Below are 18,463 nucleotides of genomic sequence, written 5' to 3'. Positions count from 1 at the left end.
GCGTGAAGCTACGACGGCCGGCGAATATCTCAGCAGGTAAGCCGGTCGCCTCAAGGACCGGCACCAGACACCAGCCGCACCGGAGGTTCACATGTCCACCAGCACCCACCCACCGAAACACCTTGTGCGGGAATACCTCGAGCGGCGCAAGCGCGACTCGAAGCCGCCGCCGACGCCGGAAGAAATTCGCCGGCAGCTCGGATGGGGCATGCTGCTGCCGGATTTCAAGCTGGCGACCAGCCGTAACTGACCTCCTCGTGTCCTACACGATGACGTGGTTCCGTCCTATTTGCCGACGTATCACCCGATAGCATCATATAAACACTATATAAACACTAGCCTAAAGGAGCGCACCCCATGACCAAACGTATTGGAAACAAAGACGAAGCCCAGCATCGCGGCAAGCAAGAGAAGAAAGACATCAAGCGCACCAACAAGGCGCGTGAGTTGATCAAGCAGGCCATTGCGCGTGCCAAGTACCACAATCAGGTCAAGAACCAGCCGATGGAAATGTCCTTGCCACCGGCATAACCGTTCGTCGGTTTCCACCAGCCCACCTCGGCAACCAGGTGGGCTTTTTTACGTCCGTCCGCCGAATCGTTCGCCGTTCGCCGACCTCCAGCCGCCGTTCACCGAAAACCGGTTTCGCCGCCCGCGCGGCGCCGCTACTGTGTGCTCATCCAACCAAGGAGGCGACGTGAACAACAATGATTCCTACCACTGGCGCAAGCAGCTGATGTTCGGCCTGATGCTGATCGCGATCGGCGCCGTGCTGCTGCTCGACCAGTTCGACCTGCTAGACCTCTACGACTTGTGGCATTATTGGCCGCTGATTTTGGTGGTCGTCGGCCTGAACAAGGTGATCGGGTATCCGACCGCGCGCGATTTCACCAACGGGCTGTGGACCATGTTCATCGGACTATGGCTGTTCGCAAACATCGAGCACATGTTCGGGCTGACCTTCCGCAACAGCTGGCCGTACGTGATCATTGGCTGGGGCGTCACGATGATCATCCGGCCTTTCGTTCGCGAGCGTTTCGCCGCCAATGCAGCATCCAGGGAGATCAGCGATGAAAAATGAATTCGAACGCAAGGGCATGTCGCGCCAGGTGGTGCTGGGCATGGTGGCGATCGGCATGGGCGTGCTGTTCCTGCTCGATAACCTGGCGATCTGGGACTTCCACCACGCGATCGCGTTCTGGCCGGTGGTGTTCATCGTGGTCGGCGCCATCAAGCTGTTCGACACCAGCAGCTCGGACGGCTACTTCCTCGGCTCGGTGCTGATCCTGGTCGGCGTGCTGATGATCCTGAGCCGGCTCGGCGTCGTCTACTTCAGCTGGCGCACGGTGTGGCCGGTGCTGTTGATCGCGCTGGGCGGCGCCGTTCTGTACAAGGCGGTCACCGGCCGGCGCCTGATCGGCTCCTCGATGAAGGGCGTGGCGACGTCGGAGGACGTGGTCGACGTCACCGCCATCCTGGGCGGCTTCGAACGGCGCATCACCACGCCGAACTTCAGGGGCGGCGAAGTCACGGCGATCATGGGCGGCTGCGCGCTCGACCTGCGCGGCTCGTCGATCGAGTCGGAAGCGGTCATCAACGTATTCGCGGTGTGGGGCGGGATCACCCTGAAGTGTCCGCCCGACTGGACGGTCGTCCTGCACGGCACCCCGATCATGGGCGGCTTCGACGAGAAGACGGCGCCGCCTCCGGACAACAGCAAGCGGCTGATCGTGCGCGGCTACGCAATCATGGGCGGCGTGGAAGTGCGCAACTGATGCAGGGGCCGCTGTTCAGCCGGCGCGGCGCGGCCCTGTACCTGCTGGCGTGGCTGATGCTGGCGCTGGTGCTGGCCACGCTGGTGGTGTTCGTGGCGCGCGCCGGCTGGATCAACGGCCTGCTGTTCGCGCTGCCGCCGATGCTGGTGTACGCGTTCGCGTGCAGCTTCTCCGCGTATTACATGTGCCGCGCCTGGCCGCTGGCGCAACGGCGCGGCATGTCGATCGTCGCGGTGTTCTGCGTCAGCGCGGTGCTGGCGGCGGCCGGCTGGACCGCGCTGGGCGCCGGCTGGAACGCGCTGCTGCTGTCGGGCGGCGTCGAGTGGGCCGGCGTGGCGCAGTTCGCGCCCTTGATGGCATTGATGTTCGGCTTCGGCGTGGTGCTGTACGGGCTGTCGGCGCTGGGACACTACCTGGCGATCGAAGTGGCGCGGGTGCGCGAATCGGAGCGGCGCGAACTCGAGGCGCGGGTGATGGCGCAGGACGCCGAGCTGCGCATGCTGCGCACCCAGATCGACCCGCACTTCCTTTTTAATAGCCTCAATTCGATCAGCGCGCTCACCTCGGTCAATCCGGCCGGCGCGCGCGCGATGACGCTGAAACTGGCCGAGTTCTTCCGCCACAGCCTCGCGCTGGACGCGCATCGCAAGGTGGAACTGGCCACCGAGGTGACGCTGGCGCTGGACTTCCTGGCGATTGAACAGGTGCGCTTCGGCGAGCGGCTGGCGCTGACGCAGCAGGTGTCGCCGGAGGCGGCGGCCTGCCTGCTGCCGCCGATGATCCTGCAGCCGCTGGTGGAAAACGCGGTCAAGCACGGCATCGGCAACCTGACCGAAGGCGGCACGATCCGCATCGGCGCCGAGCGGCTTGGATCGCAATTGCGGCTGACGGTGGAGAACGATATCGATGCCGACCTGCCGGCGGCGCGCGGCAACGGGATCGGGCTGGCCAACGTGCGCCAGCGGCTGGCGGCGGCGTATGGCGAGCAGGCCGCGATCCACTGGTCGCGGCGCGAGATCACATTCCGGGTCGAGCTGACGCTGCCCGCTGAAACGAAAGGAAGCTGAATGCGGGTGATCATCGTCGACGACGAACAGCTGGCGCGCATGGTGATGCGCGAGTACCTGGGCGCGCATGCCGACATCGAGATCGTCGCCGAATGCGCCAACGGCTTCGAAGCGGTGAAGGCGATCACCGAGCTGCAGCCTGACCTGGTGTTCCTCGACATCCAGATGCCGAAGCTGAACGGCTTCGAGGTGGTGGAGCTGGCCGGGCGGGGGACGCGCTACATTTTCGTGACCGCGTACGAGCAGTATGCGCTCAAGGCGTTCGAGGTTCATGCGGTCGATTACCTGCTCAAGCCATTCAGCCAGGAGCGGCTCGATGTCGCGCTGGCGCATGCGCGCGCGAGCGCGCCACCGGCGCTCGACGCGGTGCTGATGGATGCGGCGAAGCGCAACGGGCCGCTGGAGAGGGTGCTGATTCGCGACGGCGCCAAGGTGCACGTGATCGCGGCGGCCGACATCGACGTGATCGAGGCGCAGGACGATTACGTCGAGATCAGCGCCAACGGGAAGGCGTGGCTGAAGAACCAGCGGCTGGCGGAGCTGGAGGAACAGCTCGACGGCGGCAAGTTCGTGAGGATCCATCGCTCTTATATCGTCAACATCGAGCGCATGGCGCGCATCGAGCCGGCGGGGAAGGACAGCCATGCGGCGGTGCTGCAGGATGGGAGGCGGGTGCCGATCAGCCGCAGCGGATACCAGAAGCTGAGAGCCTTGCTAGGCTAGCGGCGCCGAAAAGGGCGGGGTCAGGTCCGTCGGACCTGACCCCATCGTTCAGGCCGCGGCTTCAAGACCCCACCACCGCGGCAGCAATGCCTGCACATCCGGCTGCGCAAAGCGGTCGTCGATCAGGTACACCACGCCGCGATCCTCCGTCGTGCGAATCACCCGGCCCGCCGCCTGCACCACTTTCTGGATGCCGGGGTAGAGATAGGTGTAGTCGTAGCCGGCGCCAAAGGTCGTCTCCATGCGCTGGCGCACCTGCTCGTTCACGGGATTCATCTGCGGCAGTCCCAGCGTGGCGATGAACGCGCCCACCAGCCGCGCGCCCGGCAGGTCGATCCCTTCGCCGAACGCGCCGCCCAGCACCGCAAACCCGACGCCGCGGCTATCCAGTGAAAAGCGCGCGAGGAAGGCGGCGCGGCCCGCTTCGTCCATGCGCCGCTCCTGTCGCCACATCGGGATGTCGGGGTGTTGCTCGGCGAACGCCTGCGCGGCCTGTTCCAAGTAGTCGAAGCTGCTGAAGAACGCCAGGTAGTTGCCGGGCGCATCGCGGTACTGCCGGCCGATCAGCTGCGCGATGGGCGCCACCGACCGCGCGCGGTGCTGGAAGCGCGTCGAGATGCGGTTCACCACGTGCACTTCGAGCTGCTTCGCACTGAACGGCGATTCGACGTCGATGAAGGCGGTGTCGGCCGGCATGCCCAGCGCGTCGCTGTAGTAATGCCAGGGACTGAGCGTGGCCGAGAACAGCGCGCTCGAATGGGCCAGCGCGAAGCGCGGCTTGAGGAAGGGCGCCGGCACGATGTTGCGGATGCACAGCGTCGTGCCGCTGGCGCCGTCGCGCGAGACGTCGAACAGCGAATGCGCGCCGAACGATTCGGACAGGCGCGAAAAATTCAGCGCGTCGAAGTAGAAGCGCTGCAGCGCCGGATCGAGCGGCGCCGGATTCTCGGCCACGAACTCCGTGATTTCGCTGGCCGCGCCTTGCAGGTTGGTCAGCAGCTTGTCGGGCAGCTCCGGCATCACCTGGTATGGCGCCTCGGCGTCCTTATCCAGCTCGGTCCAGTTGCGCGAGACGCGGTCCAGCGCTTTCTTGAGCAGCGGCGGGGCGACGGCGCGCGCGGCCCGCAGCGCGCCGCGCGACAGTTCGGCCGAATACATCGCGCGGCTGCGCGAGACCAGGTTGTGCGCTTCGTCGACCAGCACGCTGACGCGCCACTGGTTGGCCGCGGCCAGCGCGTACAGCATCGCGCCGCCGTCGAAGTAGTAGTTGTAGTCGCCGACGATGACGTCGCTCCAGCGCGCCATCTCGCTGCCCAGGTAATAGGGGCAGATGTCGTGCGCCAGCGCGGTCTCGCGCAGGGCGGCGCGGTCCAGCACCGGCAGCGCGGCGGCGGCGGCGCGCGCCCGCGGCAGGCGGTCGTAGAAGCCTTTCGCCAGCGGGCAGGAGTCGCCGTGGCAGGCCTTGTCGGGATGCTCGCAGGCCTTGTCGCGCGCGGTCAGTTCGAGGATCCGGATCGGCATCATTGGCGCCGCGGCGCGGATCGTCTGCATCGCATCCAGCGCCAGCTGGCGGCCCGGCGTCTTCGCCGACAGGAACAGGATCTTGTCGAGCTTCTGGCCGGGCGCCGCTTTCAGCACCGGGAACAGGGTGCCGACCGTCTTGCCGATGCCGGTCGGGGCCTGCGCCAGCACGCAGCGTCCGCTGCTGTTGGCGCGGAAGATGGTCTCGGACAGGTGGCGCTGGCCGGGGCGGAACGAGGGATGCGGGAACTGCAGAGCGCCCAGCGCCGCGTCGCGCGCTTCGCGGTGCGCCAGTTCCTGCGCGGCCCACGCCACGAAGCGCTCGCACTGTTCGGCGAACTGCGCGGCCAGGTCCGCGGCGCTGGCGGTTTCGCGCACCAGCGTTTCGGTCTGGCGGCCGATGTCGAAGTAGACCAGCGCCAGGTTGACCTGGTCGAGGCCGCGCTGCTGGCAAAGCAGGTGGCCGTACACGCGCAGCTGGGCCCAGTGCAGGTGGCGGTGGCGCTCGGGCATGCTGTCGAGGCGCCCGCGGTAGGTCTTGATTTCTTCGAGCAGGTTCTGGGCCGGGTCGTAGCCGTCGGCGCGACCGCGCACCAGCAGCGGGCCGTGGACGCCGGACAGGCTCACTTCGGTTTCGTAGCCGTCGCCGCGGCGCGAGGTGACGACGCCATGGCCGGCGATGCCTTCCTGTGCGGTTGGCGAGGGCGTGAAGCGCAGGTCGAGGTCCCCGGCCTTGGCGGTGAACTCGCACAGCGCGCGCACGGCGACGACGTAACTCACGCGGACGGCTCCTGCCATTGCAGGTAGCACACCGACACCGGCAGCTGGTGCTGCGCGCAGTAGTCGATCCAGCGCACCTGGTTGTCCTGCAGGCGGTCGCCCGGCCCTTTCACTTCGATCATGTTGTAGCGGCGCTCGGCGGGCCAGAACTGGATCAGGTCGGGGAAGCCGGTGCGGTTGGCCTGCACGTCCTGCAGGATGCGCTCGCACATTTTCTTCAGGTGCGCCGCGGGGATGCAGTCGAGCGCCAGTTCCAGCAGTTCGTCGGAGACGGCGTCCCAGGCGACGAAGGGCGAGGCGATGCCGCGCTTGGCGGCGGCGGTGGCGCGGATGGTGGCGCGCCAGGCGTCGGTATCGAGTTCGGCCAGGCAGGCGTCGAATTCGGCCGCGCGGCGCTGCACGAAGTCGGGGCTGTACAAATCTGCCGGGCCGCGGTGGAAGGGGTGGAAGAAGGCGCCCGGGATGGCGCTGAATACGGCGCGCCAGCACAGCAGGCCGAACAGCGCGTTGACCAGCGTGTTCTCGACGTAGTAGACGGGCGCCTCGGCGCGCGCCAGGTGGTCGCGCACGACGCCTTCGACCCACCAGTTGTCGCCCGGCTGCGGCAAGCGCAGTTCGAGGCGCGAGACGACGGGGCTGCGCGGCGCGCGCGTGGTGGGCCGGCCCAGCTGGCGCGTCAGGCGCGGCGAGATGCGCATCAGCTGCTGGCGCTCGGCCTCGCTTTCGGGCGCGCGCTGGGCGGCCAGCAGCAGTTTGTAGGCGTCGGCGTACTGTTTGTTTTTTTCGAGGACGCGGATCGCGCGCGCGCGGGCGCCCGGGAAGCGGCAACGCTCGTACAGCGGATAGGCGCTGACCCAGTCCTTGCGCTTTTCGTAGTGCTGGGCGATCTGGTACATCAGGCGCTCGCGCCGGCTGTTGAGCCAGTCGTTCTCGAACGGCGCCGACGGCAGTTCGCGCAGGACGGACTCCGGCGCGGCGCTGGCGCGGAAGCGCTCCTTGCAGTGGTGCAGCTCGATGTAGTGGTCGATGTCGCGGCGCGTGCGAAAGCCGCGCGAGGCCGCGGAAAAGTCGACCTGCTCGTAGCGCACCATGCCGAGGTCGGACAGGACGAATTCGGTCCAGTCCTGGCGGAAGTTGCCGAAGAAGATGAGGCGGAGACGGTCGCACAGGGGTTTGACCAGTATCTGGAACACCTGGTCGGTGCAGTCGCGGTACCAGGCCGAGAAGCGGCGCGGGTCGCCGAAGCCGGCGCGCAGGGCGGCCAGCTGGTCGGCCTTGCGCGCGCCTTGTTCGGGCGCCGAGAGGCGGAAGGCGGCGCCGATCTCGGGCTTGGACAGGACCTCGAACAGGGTGTCGAGCGAGAGCACGGGGTCGGCCTCGATCCAGCCGGTGGCCTGCAGGCGGCGCGCGGCCTCGACCGGGCAGCCGATTTCTGCGTAGTTGAGCTTGCTTGCGCGGAACAGTGTGCCCTTGCGCATGACCATGCGCACGAACAGCGCGCGCGACGGCTGGGGCAGGGTGGCGAATGCCGCGAGGAAGGATTTCTCCTCGTCGGCCAGCAAGTCGCTGTAGCGCTCGCCGATCCAGTCCAGCACGCGCTGGAAGTTATCCAGGTAGTAGAGCTGGTTGTCGATTACGTTGTTCATGTCGGACTGCCGGACTTCCAATTGCGCTACTGTTTATATATACAGTATATCGCAGGAAGCCGGTCCGACCCAGGGAAATCGGCAGGCGCGCGCTAGTCTGTGGCTTTCAGGTCCGCCGGCGGGGCGCACTTCTTGCCAGCCGGACAACGCGCCGCGGCCTGCATCTGGGCGCGTTCGCCGTCGTGGCGGCCGGCGTGCATGATGATCGCTGACAGCAAGGCAACGTCGCTGTCGGCGGGAGCCTCCAGCGGCGGCGCCGACGGGGCCGGGGACGGTTTGCGCGGCCGCAGCGGGACGGCGTTGATCGGGCGCGGCGGGGCCGGGCGCGCCAGTGCGGCGGCAGCCAGCGTCTGCGCCGGCGCGATCGACGATGGCGCGCGGACCGGTTTGGCGGCGCGTTTCGGCGCGGGCTTGACGGGGGCCGGCTCGGCGGCTGCCTCGTCTTCGTCTTTCAGCATCACCATCGGCGCCGGCTTGAACTGCTCGTCGACGATCGCCGCGGCGGCGCGCGACAGGGAGGGCTCCGGCAGCGGCGCGAAGCCGCCCTTGACCGGCGCGGAACTGTGCGGCTCGGACGTCAGCGGCGCCGGTGCGGTCAGCGCGGGCTTGCGGTGCACGGTGACGTTTTCCTGCGCCAGCGAGGCCAGCACGCCGACCAGTCCGACCACGGCAACGCCGGCCAGCGCGCTCCAGGCCAGCCGCGCGCTCACCCAGGAATGGCCGCCCCCGCCAGGCTTGCCGCGCTTGGCGTCGCGCTCGAGCCGGGCGAGGATGTTGTCGTCGCCGGGTCCGCCGCGGCGGGCGGCGGACATGAAAGTGGGTCGCGTGGAGGCGGTTTGATGTTCGTCTGTAGGGCGCACGGTATTACTCCTAAGATTGGCCTTCGTATTCCGATTAGAAACAATCTGGGGAACGCCATGCTGATCTTCCAGGTGTTCGACAAGGGCGTGCTGGACGACGCCGAGGGGCGCCAGATCGACTTCCGCAACACCATCATCATCCTGACCTCGAACGCGGCGTCGAGCCAGATGATGGCCGCCTGCCTGAACAAGCCGGCGTCGGAGATGCCGACGCCGCAGCAGCTCTCCGAGATCATCCGGCCGACGCTGATGAAGCACTTCAAGCCGGCCTTTCTCGGGCGCCTGACGGTTGTGCCGTTCTATCCGATCGGCGACGAGGTGCTGGCGCGGATCATCCGGCTCAAGCTGGATCGCATCCGCGGACGCATCGACCGCAACCACCAGGCGCGCTTCGACTACGACGAGTCGCTGGTCAGCGCGGTGCTGTCGCGCTGCACCGAAGTCGATTCGGGCGCGCGCAACGTCGACACGATCCTGAACGGCACGCTGCTGCCGGAGATCGCCGACACGGTGCTGGCGACGATGGCGGAGGGCGGGGCGATCGCGCGCATCAAGGTGAGCGCGACCAAGGCCGGCAAGTTCAAGTACGCGATCGAAGCGGCATAAGGAGGCGCGATGGATATCGAAGAACTGCTGGCTCCCGTCAGCGACAGTCGGCCATGCGGCGAGGACCTGGCGTTTTCCAGCGAGCTCGATGCGATCTCGAAGGCGCGCCAGGCCGACGATCCGTCGCTCGATCAGGGCGAGTGGGTGACCGCGCTGAAGGAGGCCGACTGGAAGTTCGTCGGCGCCGGCTGCGCGAAGCTGCTCAAGACGCGCAGCAAGGACCTGCGGCTGGCGGTCTGGCTGGCCGAGGCGAGCGCGAAAACCGGCGGCTTTCGCGCGTTCGGCGACGGCCTGCTGGTCACCGCCGCGCTGTGCGAACGCTATTGGGACGGTCTGTATCCCGAGCCGGACGAGGGGGGATTCGAGCAGCGCATCGGCAACCTGTGCTGGATCGCCGCGCGCGCGCCGCAGCTGGCGCGCGAGGTCGCGCTGACCGAAGGCGCGGGCTTCTCGATGATCGACTTCGAGCGCGCGCGCAACCATGCGGCCGATGGCGAGGGCCCGGACGTCGAGGCGGCGCGGCGGCGCAGTTCGCGCGCCTTCTACCAGGCGCTGCTCGACGACTGCGCGCATTGCGTGGCGGCGCTGGCGGAACTGGAACGCGTGGTCGACGTTAGGCTGGGCGCCGACGGGCCGGGTTTCACCGCGGCGAAAGCGGCGCTGCAGGATGTGATCCACTTCGTGACGCCGGCGGCGCGCGAGGCGGGGGCGGGCGCGGGCGCCGAGGCAGGGCAGGATGAGGCAACGGCCGCACCGTCGGCGGCAGTGACAATCGTGAACGTGGGCGGGCCGCTTCAGTCGCGCGCGCAAGCCCTGGCGCAGTTGCGCGCGGTGGCGGAGTTCTTTCGCAGGACCGAGCCGCATAGCCCGGTCGCCTACCTGGCCGACAAGGCGGCCAATTGGGGCGAGCAGCCGCTGCACGTGTGGCTGCGCGGCGTGGTGAAGGACGAGGGGGTGTTTGCGCAGCTGGAGGAAATGCTGGGGGTGCAGTGAATTATGCAAGATATTGCATAATTCGCGGACCAGGGTCCGGCGTCAGGTCCGCCGGACCTGACCCCATCTTGCTTACTGCTGCTTCGGAATGACCTTTTCGGTCGCCTTGGCGATTTGCGTCTCCACCGTCTCCACCGCCTGGCGCGTCGCCAGCGTCACCTGCTCGTAGCCCTTGAACGCGTTCTCGATCGCGGTCTTGATGATCTCCACCGCATTCTCCGAGCCCGGCTTGACGTTCTGCGTGACGTCGTAGATCAGCGCCGTCAGCGCGCTTTTCGCTTCCGCCAGGTGCGCATCCGCCGCTTCGTTGAATTCCTTGCGGATGTCGTCGATGATCACCTTCACCTGCTCGGTGTACTCCACCGCGCCCGCCATCCCGGGCTTGGCGGCGGACGCCACCGCGGCCATCGCCGCTTTCGGATCCTTCGCCTCGCTGATTTCCTTGCCCGCGGCCATCGTGCCGGCCATCGAATTCTTTGCGGTCGCCATGTTCAGTGCCACAACCTGCTCGACCCCTTGCACCGCCTTGCTGGTCAGGGCGTTGAACGTCATCATCTGGAGTTCGAAAAGCGTCTTGGTGGCGGATGCAAATTGTTCGGGATTCGTAAACATTAACTTCTCCTCGGTTGAATGGATGCAACGGACTGGCGGAATCTCCCCAAACTGGTTCTGTGTATTATTTAGTACGCTTCAGCATTTCGCAATGGCTATCCTGATAGGGACCGGCGGCTTTCTCCCAGCCCGGCCCCAGCGGCGTCTGCGCGCACACCTGCCGGCCATCGGCCTTGCTGCGCCACTTGTACCACGGCGCCGGCGCGGCCCAGGCGGCCGTCAGCAGGAGCGTCATGGCGATCGCGATCATTGTCTTCATGGTGCCGAGCATAACGGGTTGGCGCAGCAAGTCAAGCACGCGCGGCCTCCATCTGCGGCGCTTCGAGCGGCAGCAGCAGGGTGAAGCAGGCGCCTTCGCCGGGCGCGCTGCGCAGGTCGATGCGTCCGCCCAGGATGCCGGTGACGATGTTGTGCGCCACGTGCAGGCCGAGCCCGGAGCGCCCGGCGCCCATGGTGGTGGTGAAGAAGGGATCGAACACGTGCTGCTGCACCTCCGGCGCCATGCCGACGCCGTCGTCCTCGACCGAGATCGCCACCAGGTCGCGCGTGCGCATCGCCGCCGAAATCCGCACCGTGCCGATGCGCCCGTCCGCAAAGGCGTGCGCCAGGCAGTTTTCGAACAGTTCCGTCACCACCTGCGACAGCGGTCCCGGATAGCTGTCCATCTGCAGGCCAGGTTCCAGCGTCACGTCGACGCGCGCGCGGGCGCCCTTGGCGGCGACCCGCAGCGGCGCGGCCAGGTCCGACAGCAACTGGGACAGCGAAAACGCGCGCCGTTCCAGGCGCGAATGGTCGATCGCGATCTGCTTGAAGCCGGCCACCAGGGTCGCGGCGCGTTTCAGGTTGCGCACCAGCAATGCCCCGGCCTCGCCGGCGTCGGCCAAGTAGCGCTCCAGCTCGGAGCGGCGCAAGCCGGTCGCCACGGTGTCGGCCAGCACCCGGGTCTTTTCCGCGAGCGAGGTGGCGACCACCAGGCTGTTGCCGATCGGCGTGTTCAGCTCGTGCGCGACGCCAGCCACCAGCGCGCCCAGCGCCGCCATCTTGTCGCGCCGCACCAGCTCGCCCTGGGCCATGGACAAGGTATCGAGCGCGCTTTTTAGTTCGTGGTTGATCTGGTCGGTGCGCGTCATCTGCGCAGTGAGCTCCGCGGTGCGCGCCGCCACCAGTTCTTCCAGGTGGCCGCGGTGCAGGGTCAGTTCCTCCAGCCGCCGGTTGCGCAGCACCGCGATGCCGGCAATGTGCGTGGCGATTTCGGCCAGTTGCAGCTCGGCGCGGGTCGGTGCGCGCACCTCCCGGTAGTACATCGCGAACGAACCGAGCACATGCTCGCCGTCCGGGCTGATCGGGTGCGACCAGCAAGCCACCAGTCCGTACGGCTCGGCCAGCGCGACATATTTGGTCCAGTGCGGGTCGGCGTGGATGTCGGGCACGATCACCACCTTGTTCTCGAACATCGCGTCACCGCAGGAGCCCGCGTCCGGCCCGATGTGCAGGCCGTCGAGCGACTGCATGTAGGCCGCCGGCAGACTGGGGCCGGAAGCCGGTCGTACCGTGACGCCGTCGGCGTCGAGCAACAGGACCGAGCACAGCACGCCGGGCGACTGCGCTTCGACCAGGTGCATCAGGCGGTCGAACACTTCCTTGAGCGGCGCATCGCGTGCAATCAGTTCGAGCACTTCGCGCTGGCCGTCGCGCAATTGCTCGGCCAGCACGCGGCGCGACATGTCGATAAGGCGCGCGTGGAGCAGGCGGGCGCCGTCGCAGGGCAGGCGGATCAGCAGGGCCTCGCAGGGAACCGGCGCGCCGCCGGCGTGCTGCAGGGTGATGTTGAACAGTTCGCTGTGCCCCTGCAGCGCGCGGGCGATGTGATGGTCGAGCAGCCGGGCCGGCGCCTGGCCTCCCGGCTGGATCGACGCGCATAACTGTTCGGGGGAAAATTGAAGCAGGCGCTCGCGCGGCATGCCCAGCAGCGCCTCGGCGCGCGCATTGGCGTCGGCGATCCGGCCCCTGTCGAGATCGAACAGGACGCTCGGATCCGGCGACTGCACCAGCATCGCGTGGTAGTTCACCTCGAGCGAGTTCAGGTCCATGGGCACGCCTCCTCGCCGCCAGTGTAGTCCGATCAGGCCGCGGCCGGCGGATATCCTTCTTCCGTCAGGCGCGCAGTGATCGCGGCAGGTTCGGCGCGGGTGTCGATGGTGGCGGTCTTTTGGTCGATGTCGACCTGCACCTTGGCCTGAGGGTCGAGTTCGAGGATGGCATCGGTGACCGCGCGGGCGCAATGGCCGCAGCTGATCGCGGGAATACTGAGGGTGAGCATGCGCGGCTCCAGGATGGTCGATACAAACACTGTACAACAATCGCAAGAACCGTGCGCAGATGGCAAAACGCCGCATTCCTCTTGCAAGGACTGCGGCGTTTTGTGGCTGTTACTGCGGTAGATGGTGCCCACGGAGGGACTCGAACCCCCACACCTTGCGGCACATGGACCTGAACCATGCGCGTCTACCAATTCCGCCACGTGGGCACTGATGCTGCTGTTTCTACTTCAACCAACTCAAACTAAAACGCCGTAATCTGAACTGCGATCACGGCGCAATGTACTGCGATGCGGAGGTACATCCGGTAGTGGTGCCCACGGAGGGACTCGAACCCCCACACCTTGCGGCACATGGACCTGAACCATGCGCGTCTACCAATTCCGCCACGTGGGCACTGAAACTGCTTTACTACTCGGCGTTGCCGCCGACTTCTGCTATCATACTAGCCTTTGGAGTTTTGCGCCAGACTAACTTTCGTTACCCTCGGTGCAGATCCAGCTGCTTCGTACTCCTGCTTCCTTCCGCTGCAGCTTGTGCCGCCGCGAAAGACCAAAATTATAGCGGAACATTTTCAAATGTCAAAGCTCCGGCAGAACAATTTTCGGAGCACGGCACGTTAGGCGAATCCAGTCGGACTCCGTTACACTACGCATACCGACGTGTCAATCCAATCACTGTGCCGGCCCAACTGACCGGCATACCTTACGCACAGTCAAAAACAATATAGAAACCGATTTGAACCAAGCTACCCACACCATTCCCAGCCGCGAGGAAATTCTCGGCATATTCCGCGATGCACAGGCACCGCTCGACGTAGCAGCCCTGGCGCGCGAACTCAAAGTGGACGAAGACGCCGTGCACGTGCTCACGCGGCGCCTGAACGCGATGCAGCGCGACGGCCAGATCGTCGTCGACAAGGCCGGCCACTTCGCGCTGGCCGACCACTCCGGCTTCGTCGCCGGCAAAGTCAGCGCCCACCGCGACGGCTTCGGCTTCGTCATTCCCGACCAGCCGGGCGAAGACCTGTTCCTGTCCGATAAAGAGATGCAGAAAGTGCTGCATGGCGACCGCGTGCTGGCCAAGGTGACCGGCGTCGATCGCCGCGGGCGCCAGGAAGGCACCATCGTCGAAGTCGTCGAACGCGCCAACAGCCATGTGATCGGCCGCCTGCTCAACGAGAACGGCGTGTGGGTCATCGCACCGGAAGACAAGCGCATCGGCCAGGACATCCTGGTCGCCGGCTCGCCGGGCAAGGCCAAGGCCGGGCAGATCGTCAGCGTCGAGCTGGTCGAGCAGCCGTCGCGCTTCAAGCAGCCGACCGGCCGCATCGTCGAAGTGCTCGGCGACCTGGACGACCCCGGCATGGAAATCGAAATCGCCGTGCGCAAGTTCGGCGTGCCGCACATCTTCTCGGACGCCGCATTGAAGCAGGCAGCCAGGCTGCCGGCCGAAGTGCGCGACGCCGACCTGGCCGACCGCGTCGACCTGCGCGACGTGCCTTTGGTGACCATCGACGGCGAAGACGCGCGCGACTTCGACGACGCGGTGTACTGCGAGCCGGTCAAGGTCGGCAACGAGAACTGCTTCCGCCTGCTGGTGGCGATCGCCGACGTCAGTCACTACGTCAAGCCGAACGACTCGCTCGACGTCGACGCGCTCGAGCGCAGCACCTCGGTGTACTTCCCGCGCCGCGTGATCCCGATGCTGCCCGAAAAACTGTCGAACGGCCTGTGCTCGCTGAACCCGGCGGTCGATCGTTTGACGCTGGTGTGCGACATGGTCGTCTCGTCGGGCGGGGAAGTGACCGCCTACCAGTTCTACCCGGCCGTGATCCACTCGGCCGCGCGCCTGACCTACAACGAAGTGGCCGACATCCTCGGCAACACCGGCGGTCCTGAAGCGCAGCGCCGTCCGGCCATCGTGCCGCACCTGCTGAACCTGAACGACGTCTACCACGCGCTGCACAAGGCGCGCCAGGCGCGCGGCGCGATCGACTTCGAGACCACCGAGACCTACATCGTCTGCAACGCGCTGGGCAAGATCGAGAAGATCATCCCGCGCACCCGCAACGACGCGCACAAGCTGATCGAAGAGTGCATGTTGTCGGCCAACGTCTGCGCGGCCGACCTGCTGATCCGCCACAAGCATCCGGGCACCTACCGCATCCACGCGTCGCCGACCGAAGAAAAACTGAACCAGGTGCGCACCTTCCTCAAGCAGGTCGGGCTGAACCTGGGCGGCGGCGACAAGCCGACCGCCAATGACTACGCCGTGCTGATGAAACAGGTGAAGGAGCGTCCCGACGCGGCGCTGCTGCAGACGATGCTGCTGCGCTCGATGCAGCAGGCCGTCTACAGCCCGGACAACATCGGCCACTTCGGCCTGGCGTACGAGGCCTATGCCCACTTCACCAGCCCGATCCGCCGCTATCCGGACTTGCTGACGCACCGCGCGATCAAGGCGATCCTGCTGTCGAAGAAGTATGACCCGAAGGGCATCGAACTGGGTGGCCTGAACACCTCCGTCTCGAACGCGACGCGCAAGCGCCAGGCCAAGGAAAAGGCCGCCGGCACCCACAAGCAGGAAAAAGACCTGACGATCTGGGACGCGCTGGGCGTGCACTGCTCGGCCAACGAGCGCCGCGCCGACGAAGCTTCGCGCGACGTCGAAGCGTGGCTCAAGTGCTACTTCATCAAGGACAAGCTGGGCGAGGAATTCACCGGCGTGGTGTCGGGCGTGACCACCTTCGGCATCTTCGTGCAGCTCGACGCGCTGTACGTCGAAGGCCTGGTGCACATCACCGAGCTGGGCACCGACTTCTTCCAGTACGACGACGCGCGCCATGAGCTGCGCGGCGAGCGCACCGGCAAGCGTTACCAGCTGACCGACCGGGTCACCGTCAAGGTGGCCCGCGTGGACCTGGAAGCGCGCAAGATCGACCTGGTGCTCGCCGACGGCGCGCGCGAAGTCGACGGCAGCGGCATGCCGAAGAGCGGCGCGGCCAAGGCGCTCGACGCCAAGCCGCCCAAGTCGCGCAAGCCGAAGGCAGATACGGCGTCGCGCTACGAGCTCGATGAAAGCGTCGACGCCGCGGCGCCGGCCAAGCGTCCGAAGCGCGCTCCAAAAGAAGAAAAACCAGCCACCAAGACCAGCAGGAAGAAGCGATAAGCAATGAAGAATAAAATGATTTTTGGGTTCCACGCGGTGACCTCGCGCTTGCGTCACGAGGCTTCGTCGGTGGAAGAGATCTTTGTCGATGCGGGCCGCGACGACCGCCGCATGAAGGACCTGATCGCCGGCGCCAAGGCGGCCGGCGTGCGCGTGATGCCGGTCGATTCGGCGCGCCTCGACAAGATCGTCGGCACCCGCCGCCACCAGGGCGTGATCGCGTTCGCCAGCCAGCTGGCGCTGGCGCGCAACCTGGACGAACTGCTCGATGCCATCGAAGGTCCGCCGCTGCTGCTGATCCTCGACGGCATCACCGATCCGCACAACCTGGGCGCCTGCCTGCGCGTAGCCGACGGCGTCGGCGCGCACGCGGTGATCGTGCCGAAGGACCGCGCGGTCGGCCTGAACGCCACCGCCGCGAAAGTGGCGAGCGGCGCCGCCGAGACGGTCCCGTACATCACGGTGACCAACCTGGCGCGCACCATGCGCGAACTGAAAGAGCGCGACATTATGCTGATCGGCACCTCGGACGATGCGCCGATCGGCTTGTACCAGGCCGACTTCACCGGGCCGGCTGCGCTGGTGATGGGCTCCGAAGGCGAGGGCATGCGCCGGCTGACGCGCGAGACCTGCGACGTTCTGGTGAACATTCCAATGTTCGGCTCCGTCGAAAGCCTGAACGTGTCCGTCGCGTCGGGCGTGTGCCTGTACGAAGCGCGTCGCCAGCGTCTGGCTCTCGAAGGCTGACGTCACCCTTTAGCCGGCTGCAGCGACAAACCCGGGGTCAGGTCCGACGGACCTGACCCCAGCCCTTGCGCTGCGGCCATCGCATCATCTTCAGCACCCTCCGAATTGACCCCCCGTAAGCAGCCCCGTAGCGAATGCGCTACCATGGCACCATTGCAACTGTCTGCCCTCTTCAACACATGTTTCCCAACCTCACTGACGATATCAAGAGCATCATCGAACGCGATCCCGCGGCCCGCAACGGCTTCGAGGTGTTCACTTGCTATCCCGGTTTCCAGGCCATCGTCATGCATCGCTGGGCCCACGCCTGCTGGGTCAACCAGCTCAAATGGCTCGGCCGCTTCATCTCCTACATCGCGCGCATCATCACCGGCATCGAGATCCATCCCGGCGCCACCATCGGCCGCCGCGTGTTCATCGACCACGGTTTCGGCGTGGTGATCGGCGAGACCGCGGTCGTCGGCGACGACTGCACCATTTACCAGGGCGTCACACTCGGCGGCACCTCGCTGACCTCCGGCGCAAAGCGCCACCCGACGCTGGAGCGCGGCGTCATCATCGGCGCCGGCGCGCAGGTGCTCGGCTCCTTCACCGTCGGCGAGTACGCCAAGGTCGGCTCGAACGCGGTGGTGGTCAAACCGGTGCCGGCCGGCGCCACCGCGGTCGGCAACCCGGCTCACATCATTAAAAAGGACGTCGACGGGCGCAGCGCGCAGCTGTTCGCCGCTTACGGCGTGACGCCGAACGGCGACGATCCGCTGTCGAAGGCGCTGCACGGCCTGATCAACCACGCCGCCCGCCAGGACGAGCAGATCGAGCGCATGATGGACACGATGAAGGCGGCCGGTCTGTGCTGCCCGAGCATGCCCGAGGGTGATAAACTCGACACCCTGCAGCTGAACAAGCTGGTTGACTGAGGATTCCGGCATGACCAATGAAAACGCCGCCGACGGCGCGGCCCTGCTCGACCCGTTTGAGGTGCGCGTGCTGGCGGTGCTGGCCGAAAAAGAAGCGCTCACGCCCGATAATTATCCGCTGTCGCTGAACACGCTGACCAACGGCTGCAACCAGCTGTCGAGCCGCGATCCTGTGATGCAGCTGTCGGAAGAAACCGTGGCCGATGTGCTGCAGCGGCTCATGCAGCGCAAGTTCGTCAACGGCATCACGCAGGCCGGCGCGCGCGTCACCAAGTACGAGCATCGCATGCGCATCAAGTGGACGCTCGAGCAGGACAAGCTGGCGGTGCTGACGATCCTGATGCTGCGCGGCCTGCAGACAGCCGGCGAGATCCGCACCCGCAGCGGGCGCCTGCACGAATTCAAGACGGTGGCCGATGTCGAGAGCTGCCTGCAGTTTTTGATCGACAAATATCCGCCGCTGGTTGCGCGCCTCGCGCTGGCGCCCGGCACCAAGGAGCCGCGCTACGGCCACCTGCTGTCGGGCGACGCGGCGCTGGCGCAGCAGGAGTCGGCGTTCGGAGCGGTGTCGGCGCCGGCGCAGGGCAGCAGGGTGGCGCAGCTGGAGCAGGAAGTGGCGGCGCTGCGCGGCGAAGTGGACGACCTGAAGGCGCAGTTCGAGTCGTTCAAGAAGCAGTTCGAATAAAAATGGGGTCAGGTTCGTAGAACCTGACCCCGTCGCTGCGGC

At 66.4% G+C, this 18,463-nt stretch carries 18 protein-coding genes, 2 tRNA genes and 1 pseudogene; 12 read left to right on the top strand and 9 right to left on the bottom strand.

Annotated elements, in window-relative coordinates:
* Window positions 1–91 precede the first annotated feature (91 nt).
* From AC1D02_RS13820 to AC1D02_RS13795, 6 genes are all read left to right on the top strand, one after another.
* A complete protein-coding gene (locus AC1D02_RS13820; RefSeq protein ID WP_477317748.1) occupies window positions 92–250 on the top strand; it encodes a hypothetical protein in 159 nt (52 codons plus the stop codon).
* Between the two features lie 107 nt (window positions 251–357).
* Window positions 358–531, top strand: a complete 174-nt coding sequence (locus AC1D02_RS13815) for a hypothetical protein (protein WP_477317746.1) — start codon at window positions 358–360, stop codon at window positions 529–531.
* Between the two features lie 166 nt (window positions 532–697).
* Complete coding sequence (locus AC1D02_RS13810) at window positions 698–1,081, top strand: LiaI-LiaF-like domain-containing protein (RefSeq protein WP_477317744.1); 384 nt, start codon at window positions 698–700, stop codon at window positions 1,079–1,081.
* A complete protein-coding gene (locus tag AC1D02_RS13805; protein WP_477317742.1) occupies window positions 1,071–1,775 on the top strand; it encodes a LiaI-LiaF-like domain-containing protein in 705 nt (234 codons plus the stop codon). The genes AC1D02_RS13810 and AC1D02_RS13805 overlap by 11 nt, the downstream gene beginning before the upstream one ends.
* Window positions 1,775–2,842, top strand: a complete 1,068-nt coding sequence (locus AC1D02_RS13800; RefSeq protein WP_477317740.1) for a sensor histidine kinase — start codon at window positions 1,775–1,777, stop codon at window positions 2,840–2,842. The genes AC1D02_RS13805 and AC1D02_RS13800 overlap by 1 nt, the downstream gene beginning before the upstream one ends.
* Complete coding sequence (locus AC1D02_RS13795; protein ID WP_477317738.1) at window positions 2,843–3,565, top strand: LytR/AlgR family response regulator transcription factor; 723 nt, start codon at window positions 2,843–2,845, stop codon at window positions 3,563–3,565.
* 48 nt (window positions 3,566–3,613) lie between these two features.
* Here AC1D02_RS13795 and AC1D02_RS13790 read toward each other — a convergent pair whose 3' ends face one another.
* The 3 genes from AC1D02_RS13790 to AC1D02_RS13780 form a co-directional block, all read right to left on the bottom strand.
* The gene (locus AC1D02_RS13790) at window positions 3,614–5,884 is read right to left on the bottom strand and encodes an ATP-dependent DNA helicase (RefSeq protein WP_477317736.1); all 2,271 of its coding nucleotides are present in this window, start codon (window positions 5,882–5,884) and stop codon (window positions 3,614–3,616) included.
* The gene (locus AC1D02_RS13785) at window positions 5,863–7,512 is read right to left on the bottom strand and encodes a VRR-NUC domain-containing protein (protein WP_477317734.1); all 1,650 of its coding nucleotides are present in this window, start codon (window positions 7,510–7,512) and stop codon (window positions 5,863–5,865) included. Before AC1D02_RS13785 ends, AC1D02_RS13790 begins: the two co-directional genes overlap by 22 nt.
* A gap of 92 nt (window positions 7,513–7,604) precedes the next feature.
* Window positions 7,605–8,324, bottom strand: a complete 720-nt coding sequence (locus tag AC1D02_RS13780; RefSeq protein ID WP_477317732.1) for a hypothetical protein — start codon at window positions 8,322–8,324, stop codon at window positions 7,605–7,607.
* A gap of 108 nt (window positions 8,325–8,432) precedes the next feature.
* Here AC1D02_RS13780 and AC1D02_RS13775 point away from each other — a divergent pair.
* Window positions 8,433–8,978: pseudogene (locus AC1D02_RS13775) on the top strand (AAA family ATPase); the annotation flags it as partial.
* A gap of 9 nt (window positions 8,979–8,987) precedes the next feature.
* Window positions 8,988–9,971 (top strand): type VI secretion system protein TssA, encoded by a 984-nt coding sequence (tssA, locus tag AC1D02_RS13770; RefSeq protein ID WP_477317730.1) that lies wholly within the window; start codon window positions 8,988–8,990, stop codon window positions 9,969–9,971.
* A 72-nt stretch (window positions 9,972–10,043) separates the two neighbouring features.
* On the opposite strand, the gene phaP is transcribed toward tssA, so the two are convergent.
* The 6 genes from phaP to AC1D02_RS13740 all read right to left on the bottom strand — a co-directional run bounded on the left by phaP (window position 10,044) and on the right by AC1D02_RS13740 (window position 13,297).
* A complete protein-coding gene (gene phaP / locus AC1D02_RS13765; RefSeq protein ID WP_477317728.1) occupies window positions 10,044–10,583 on the bottom strand; it encodes a TIGR01841 family phasin in 540 nt (179 codons plus the stop codon).
* A gap of 64 nt (window positions 10,584–10,647) precedes the next feature.
* Window positions 10,648–10,881 (bottom strand): hypothetical protein, encoded by a 234-nt coding sequence (locus tag AC1D02_RS13760; RefSeq protein WP_477317726.1) that lies wholly within the window; start codon window positions 10,879–10,881, stop codon window positions 10,648–10,650.
* Entirely contained in the window at window positions 10,874–12,673 is a 1,800-nt protein-coding gene (locus tag AC1D02_RS13755; RefSeq protein ID WP_477317724.1) for an ATP-binding protein, read from the bottom strand. The genes AC1D02_RS13760 and AC1D02_RS13755 overlap by 8 nt, the downstream gene beginning before the upstream one ends.
* A gap of 32 nt (window positions 12,674–12,705) precedes the next feature.
* Window positions 12,706–12,903, bottom strand: coding sequence for a heavy-metal-associated domain-containing protein (locus tag AC1D02_RS13750; RefSeq protein WP_477317722.1), 198 nt, complete (start codon window positions 12,901–12,903; stop codon window positions 12,706–12,708).
* Window positions 12,904–13,025: 122 nt separating this feature from the next.
* A tRNA-Leu gene (locus AC1D02_RS13745) sits at window positions 13,026–13,110 on the bottom strand.
* Between the two features lie 102 nt (window positions 13,111–13,212).
* A tRNA-Leu gene (locus AC1D02_RS13740) sits at window positions 13,213–13,297 on the bottom strand.
* A 342-nt stretch (window positions 13,298–13,639) separates the two neighbouring features.
* Between AC1D02_RS13740 and rnr the strand changes: the two genes are divergently transcribed.
* The 4 genes from rnr (at window position 13,640) to AC1D02_RS13720 (ending at window position 18,421) form a co-directional block, all read left to right on the top strand.
* Complete coding sequence (gene rnr, locus AC1D02_RS13735) at window positions 13,640–16,072, top strand: ribonuclease R (protein WP_477317720.1); 2,433 nt, start codon at window positions 13,640–13,642, stop codon at window positions 16,070–16,072.
* Between the two features lie 3 nt (window positions 16,073–16,075).
* Window positions 16,076–16,819: a 23S rRNA (guanosine(2251)-2'-O)-methyltransferase RlmB gene (rlmB, locus tag AC1D02_RS13730; RefSeq protein WP_477317718.1), complete on the top strand. Its 744-nt coding sequence runs from the start codon at window positions 16,076–16,078 to the stop codon at window positions 16,817–16,819.
* A gap of 179 nt (window positions 16,820–16,998) precedes the next feature.
* Entirely contained in the window at window positions 16,999–17,736 is a 738-nt protein-coding gene (cysE, locus tag AC1D02_RS13725; RefSeq protein ID WP_477317716.1) for a serine O-acetyltransferase, read from the top strand.
* Between the two features lie 10 nt (window positions 17,737–17,746).
* Window positions 17,747–18,421, top strand: a complete 675-nt coding sequence (locus tag AC1D02_RS13720) for a YceH family protein (protein ID WP_477317714.1) — start codon at window positions 17,747–17,749, stop codon at window positions 18,419–18,421.
* Window positions 18,422–18,463 lie beyond the last annotated feature (42 nt).

The sequence above is a fragment of the Massilia sp. P1_C10 genome, from assembly GCF_056406475.1.
The sequence above is the reverse complement of the archived record's forward strand: the minus strand, read 5'-3'. Positions and strand labels throughout refer to the sequence as shown.

Bases quoted from the DNA above. Each gene is read 5' to 3' on its own strand.
- AC1D02_RS13820 (WP_477317748.1), top strand. From the start codon at position 92: ATGTCCACCAGCACCCACCCACCGAAACACCTTGTGCGGGAATACCTC.
- AC1D02_RS13815 (WP_477317746.1), top strand. From the start codon at position 358: ATGACCAAACGTATTGGAAACAAAGACGAAGCCCAGCATCGCGGCAAG.
- AC1D02_RS13805 (WP_477317742.1), top strand. From the start codon at position 1,071: ATGAAAAATGAATTCGAACGCAAGGGCATGTCGCGCCAGGTGGTGCTG.
- AC1D02_RS13800 (WP_477317740.1), top strand. From the start codon at position 1,775: ATGCAGGGGCCGCTGTTCAGCCGGCGCGGCGCGGCCCTGTACCTGCTG.
- AC1D02_RS13795 (WP_477317738.1), top strand. From the start codon at position 2,843: ATGCGGGTGATCATCGTCGACGACGAACAGCTGGCGCGCATGGTGATG.
- AC1D02_RS13790 (WP_477317736.1), bottom strand. From the start codon at position 5,884: ATGGCAGGAGCCGTCCGCGTGAGTTACGTCGTCGCCGTGCGCGCGCTG.
- AC1D02_RS13785 (WP_477317734.1), bottom strand. From the start codon at position 7,512: ATGAACAACGTAATCGACAACCAGCTCTACTACCTGGATAACTTCCAG.
- AC1D02_RS13780 (WP_477317732.1), bottom strand. From the start codon at position 8,324: ATGTCCGCCGCCCGCCGCGGCGGACCCGGCGACGACAACATCCTCGCC.
- tssA (WP_477317730.1), top strand. From the start codon at position 8,988: ATGGATATCGAAGAACTGCTGGCTCCCGTCAGCGACAGTCGGCCATGC.
- phaP (WP_477317728.1), bottom strand. From the start codon at position 10,583: ATGTTTACGAATCCCGAACAATTTGCATCCGCCACCAAGACGCTTTTC.
- AC1D02_RS13755 (WP_477317724.1), bottom strand. From the start codon at position 12,673: ATGGACCTGAACTCGCTCGAGGTGAACTACCACGCGATGCTGGTGCAG.
- AC1D02_RS13750 (WP_477317722.1), bottom strand. From the start codon at position 12,903: ATGCTCACCCTCAGTATTCCCGCGATCAGCTGCGGCCATTGCGCCCGC.
- rlmB (WP_477317718.1), top strand. From the start codon at position 16,076: ATGAAGAATAAAATGATTTTTGGGTTCCACGCGGTGACCTCGCGCTTG.
- cysE (WP_477317716.1), top strand. From the start codon at position 16,999: ATGTTTCCCAACCTCACTGACGATATCAAGAGCATCATCGAACGCGAT.
- AC1D02_RS13720 (WP_477317714.1), top strand. From the start codon at position 17,747: ATGACCAATGAAAACGCCGCCGACGGCGCGGCCCTGCTCGACCCGTTT.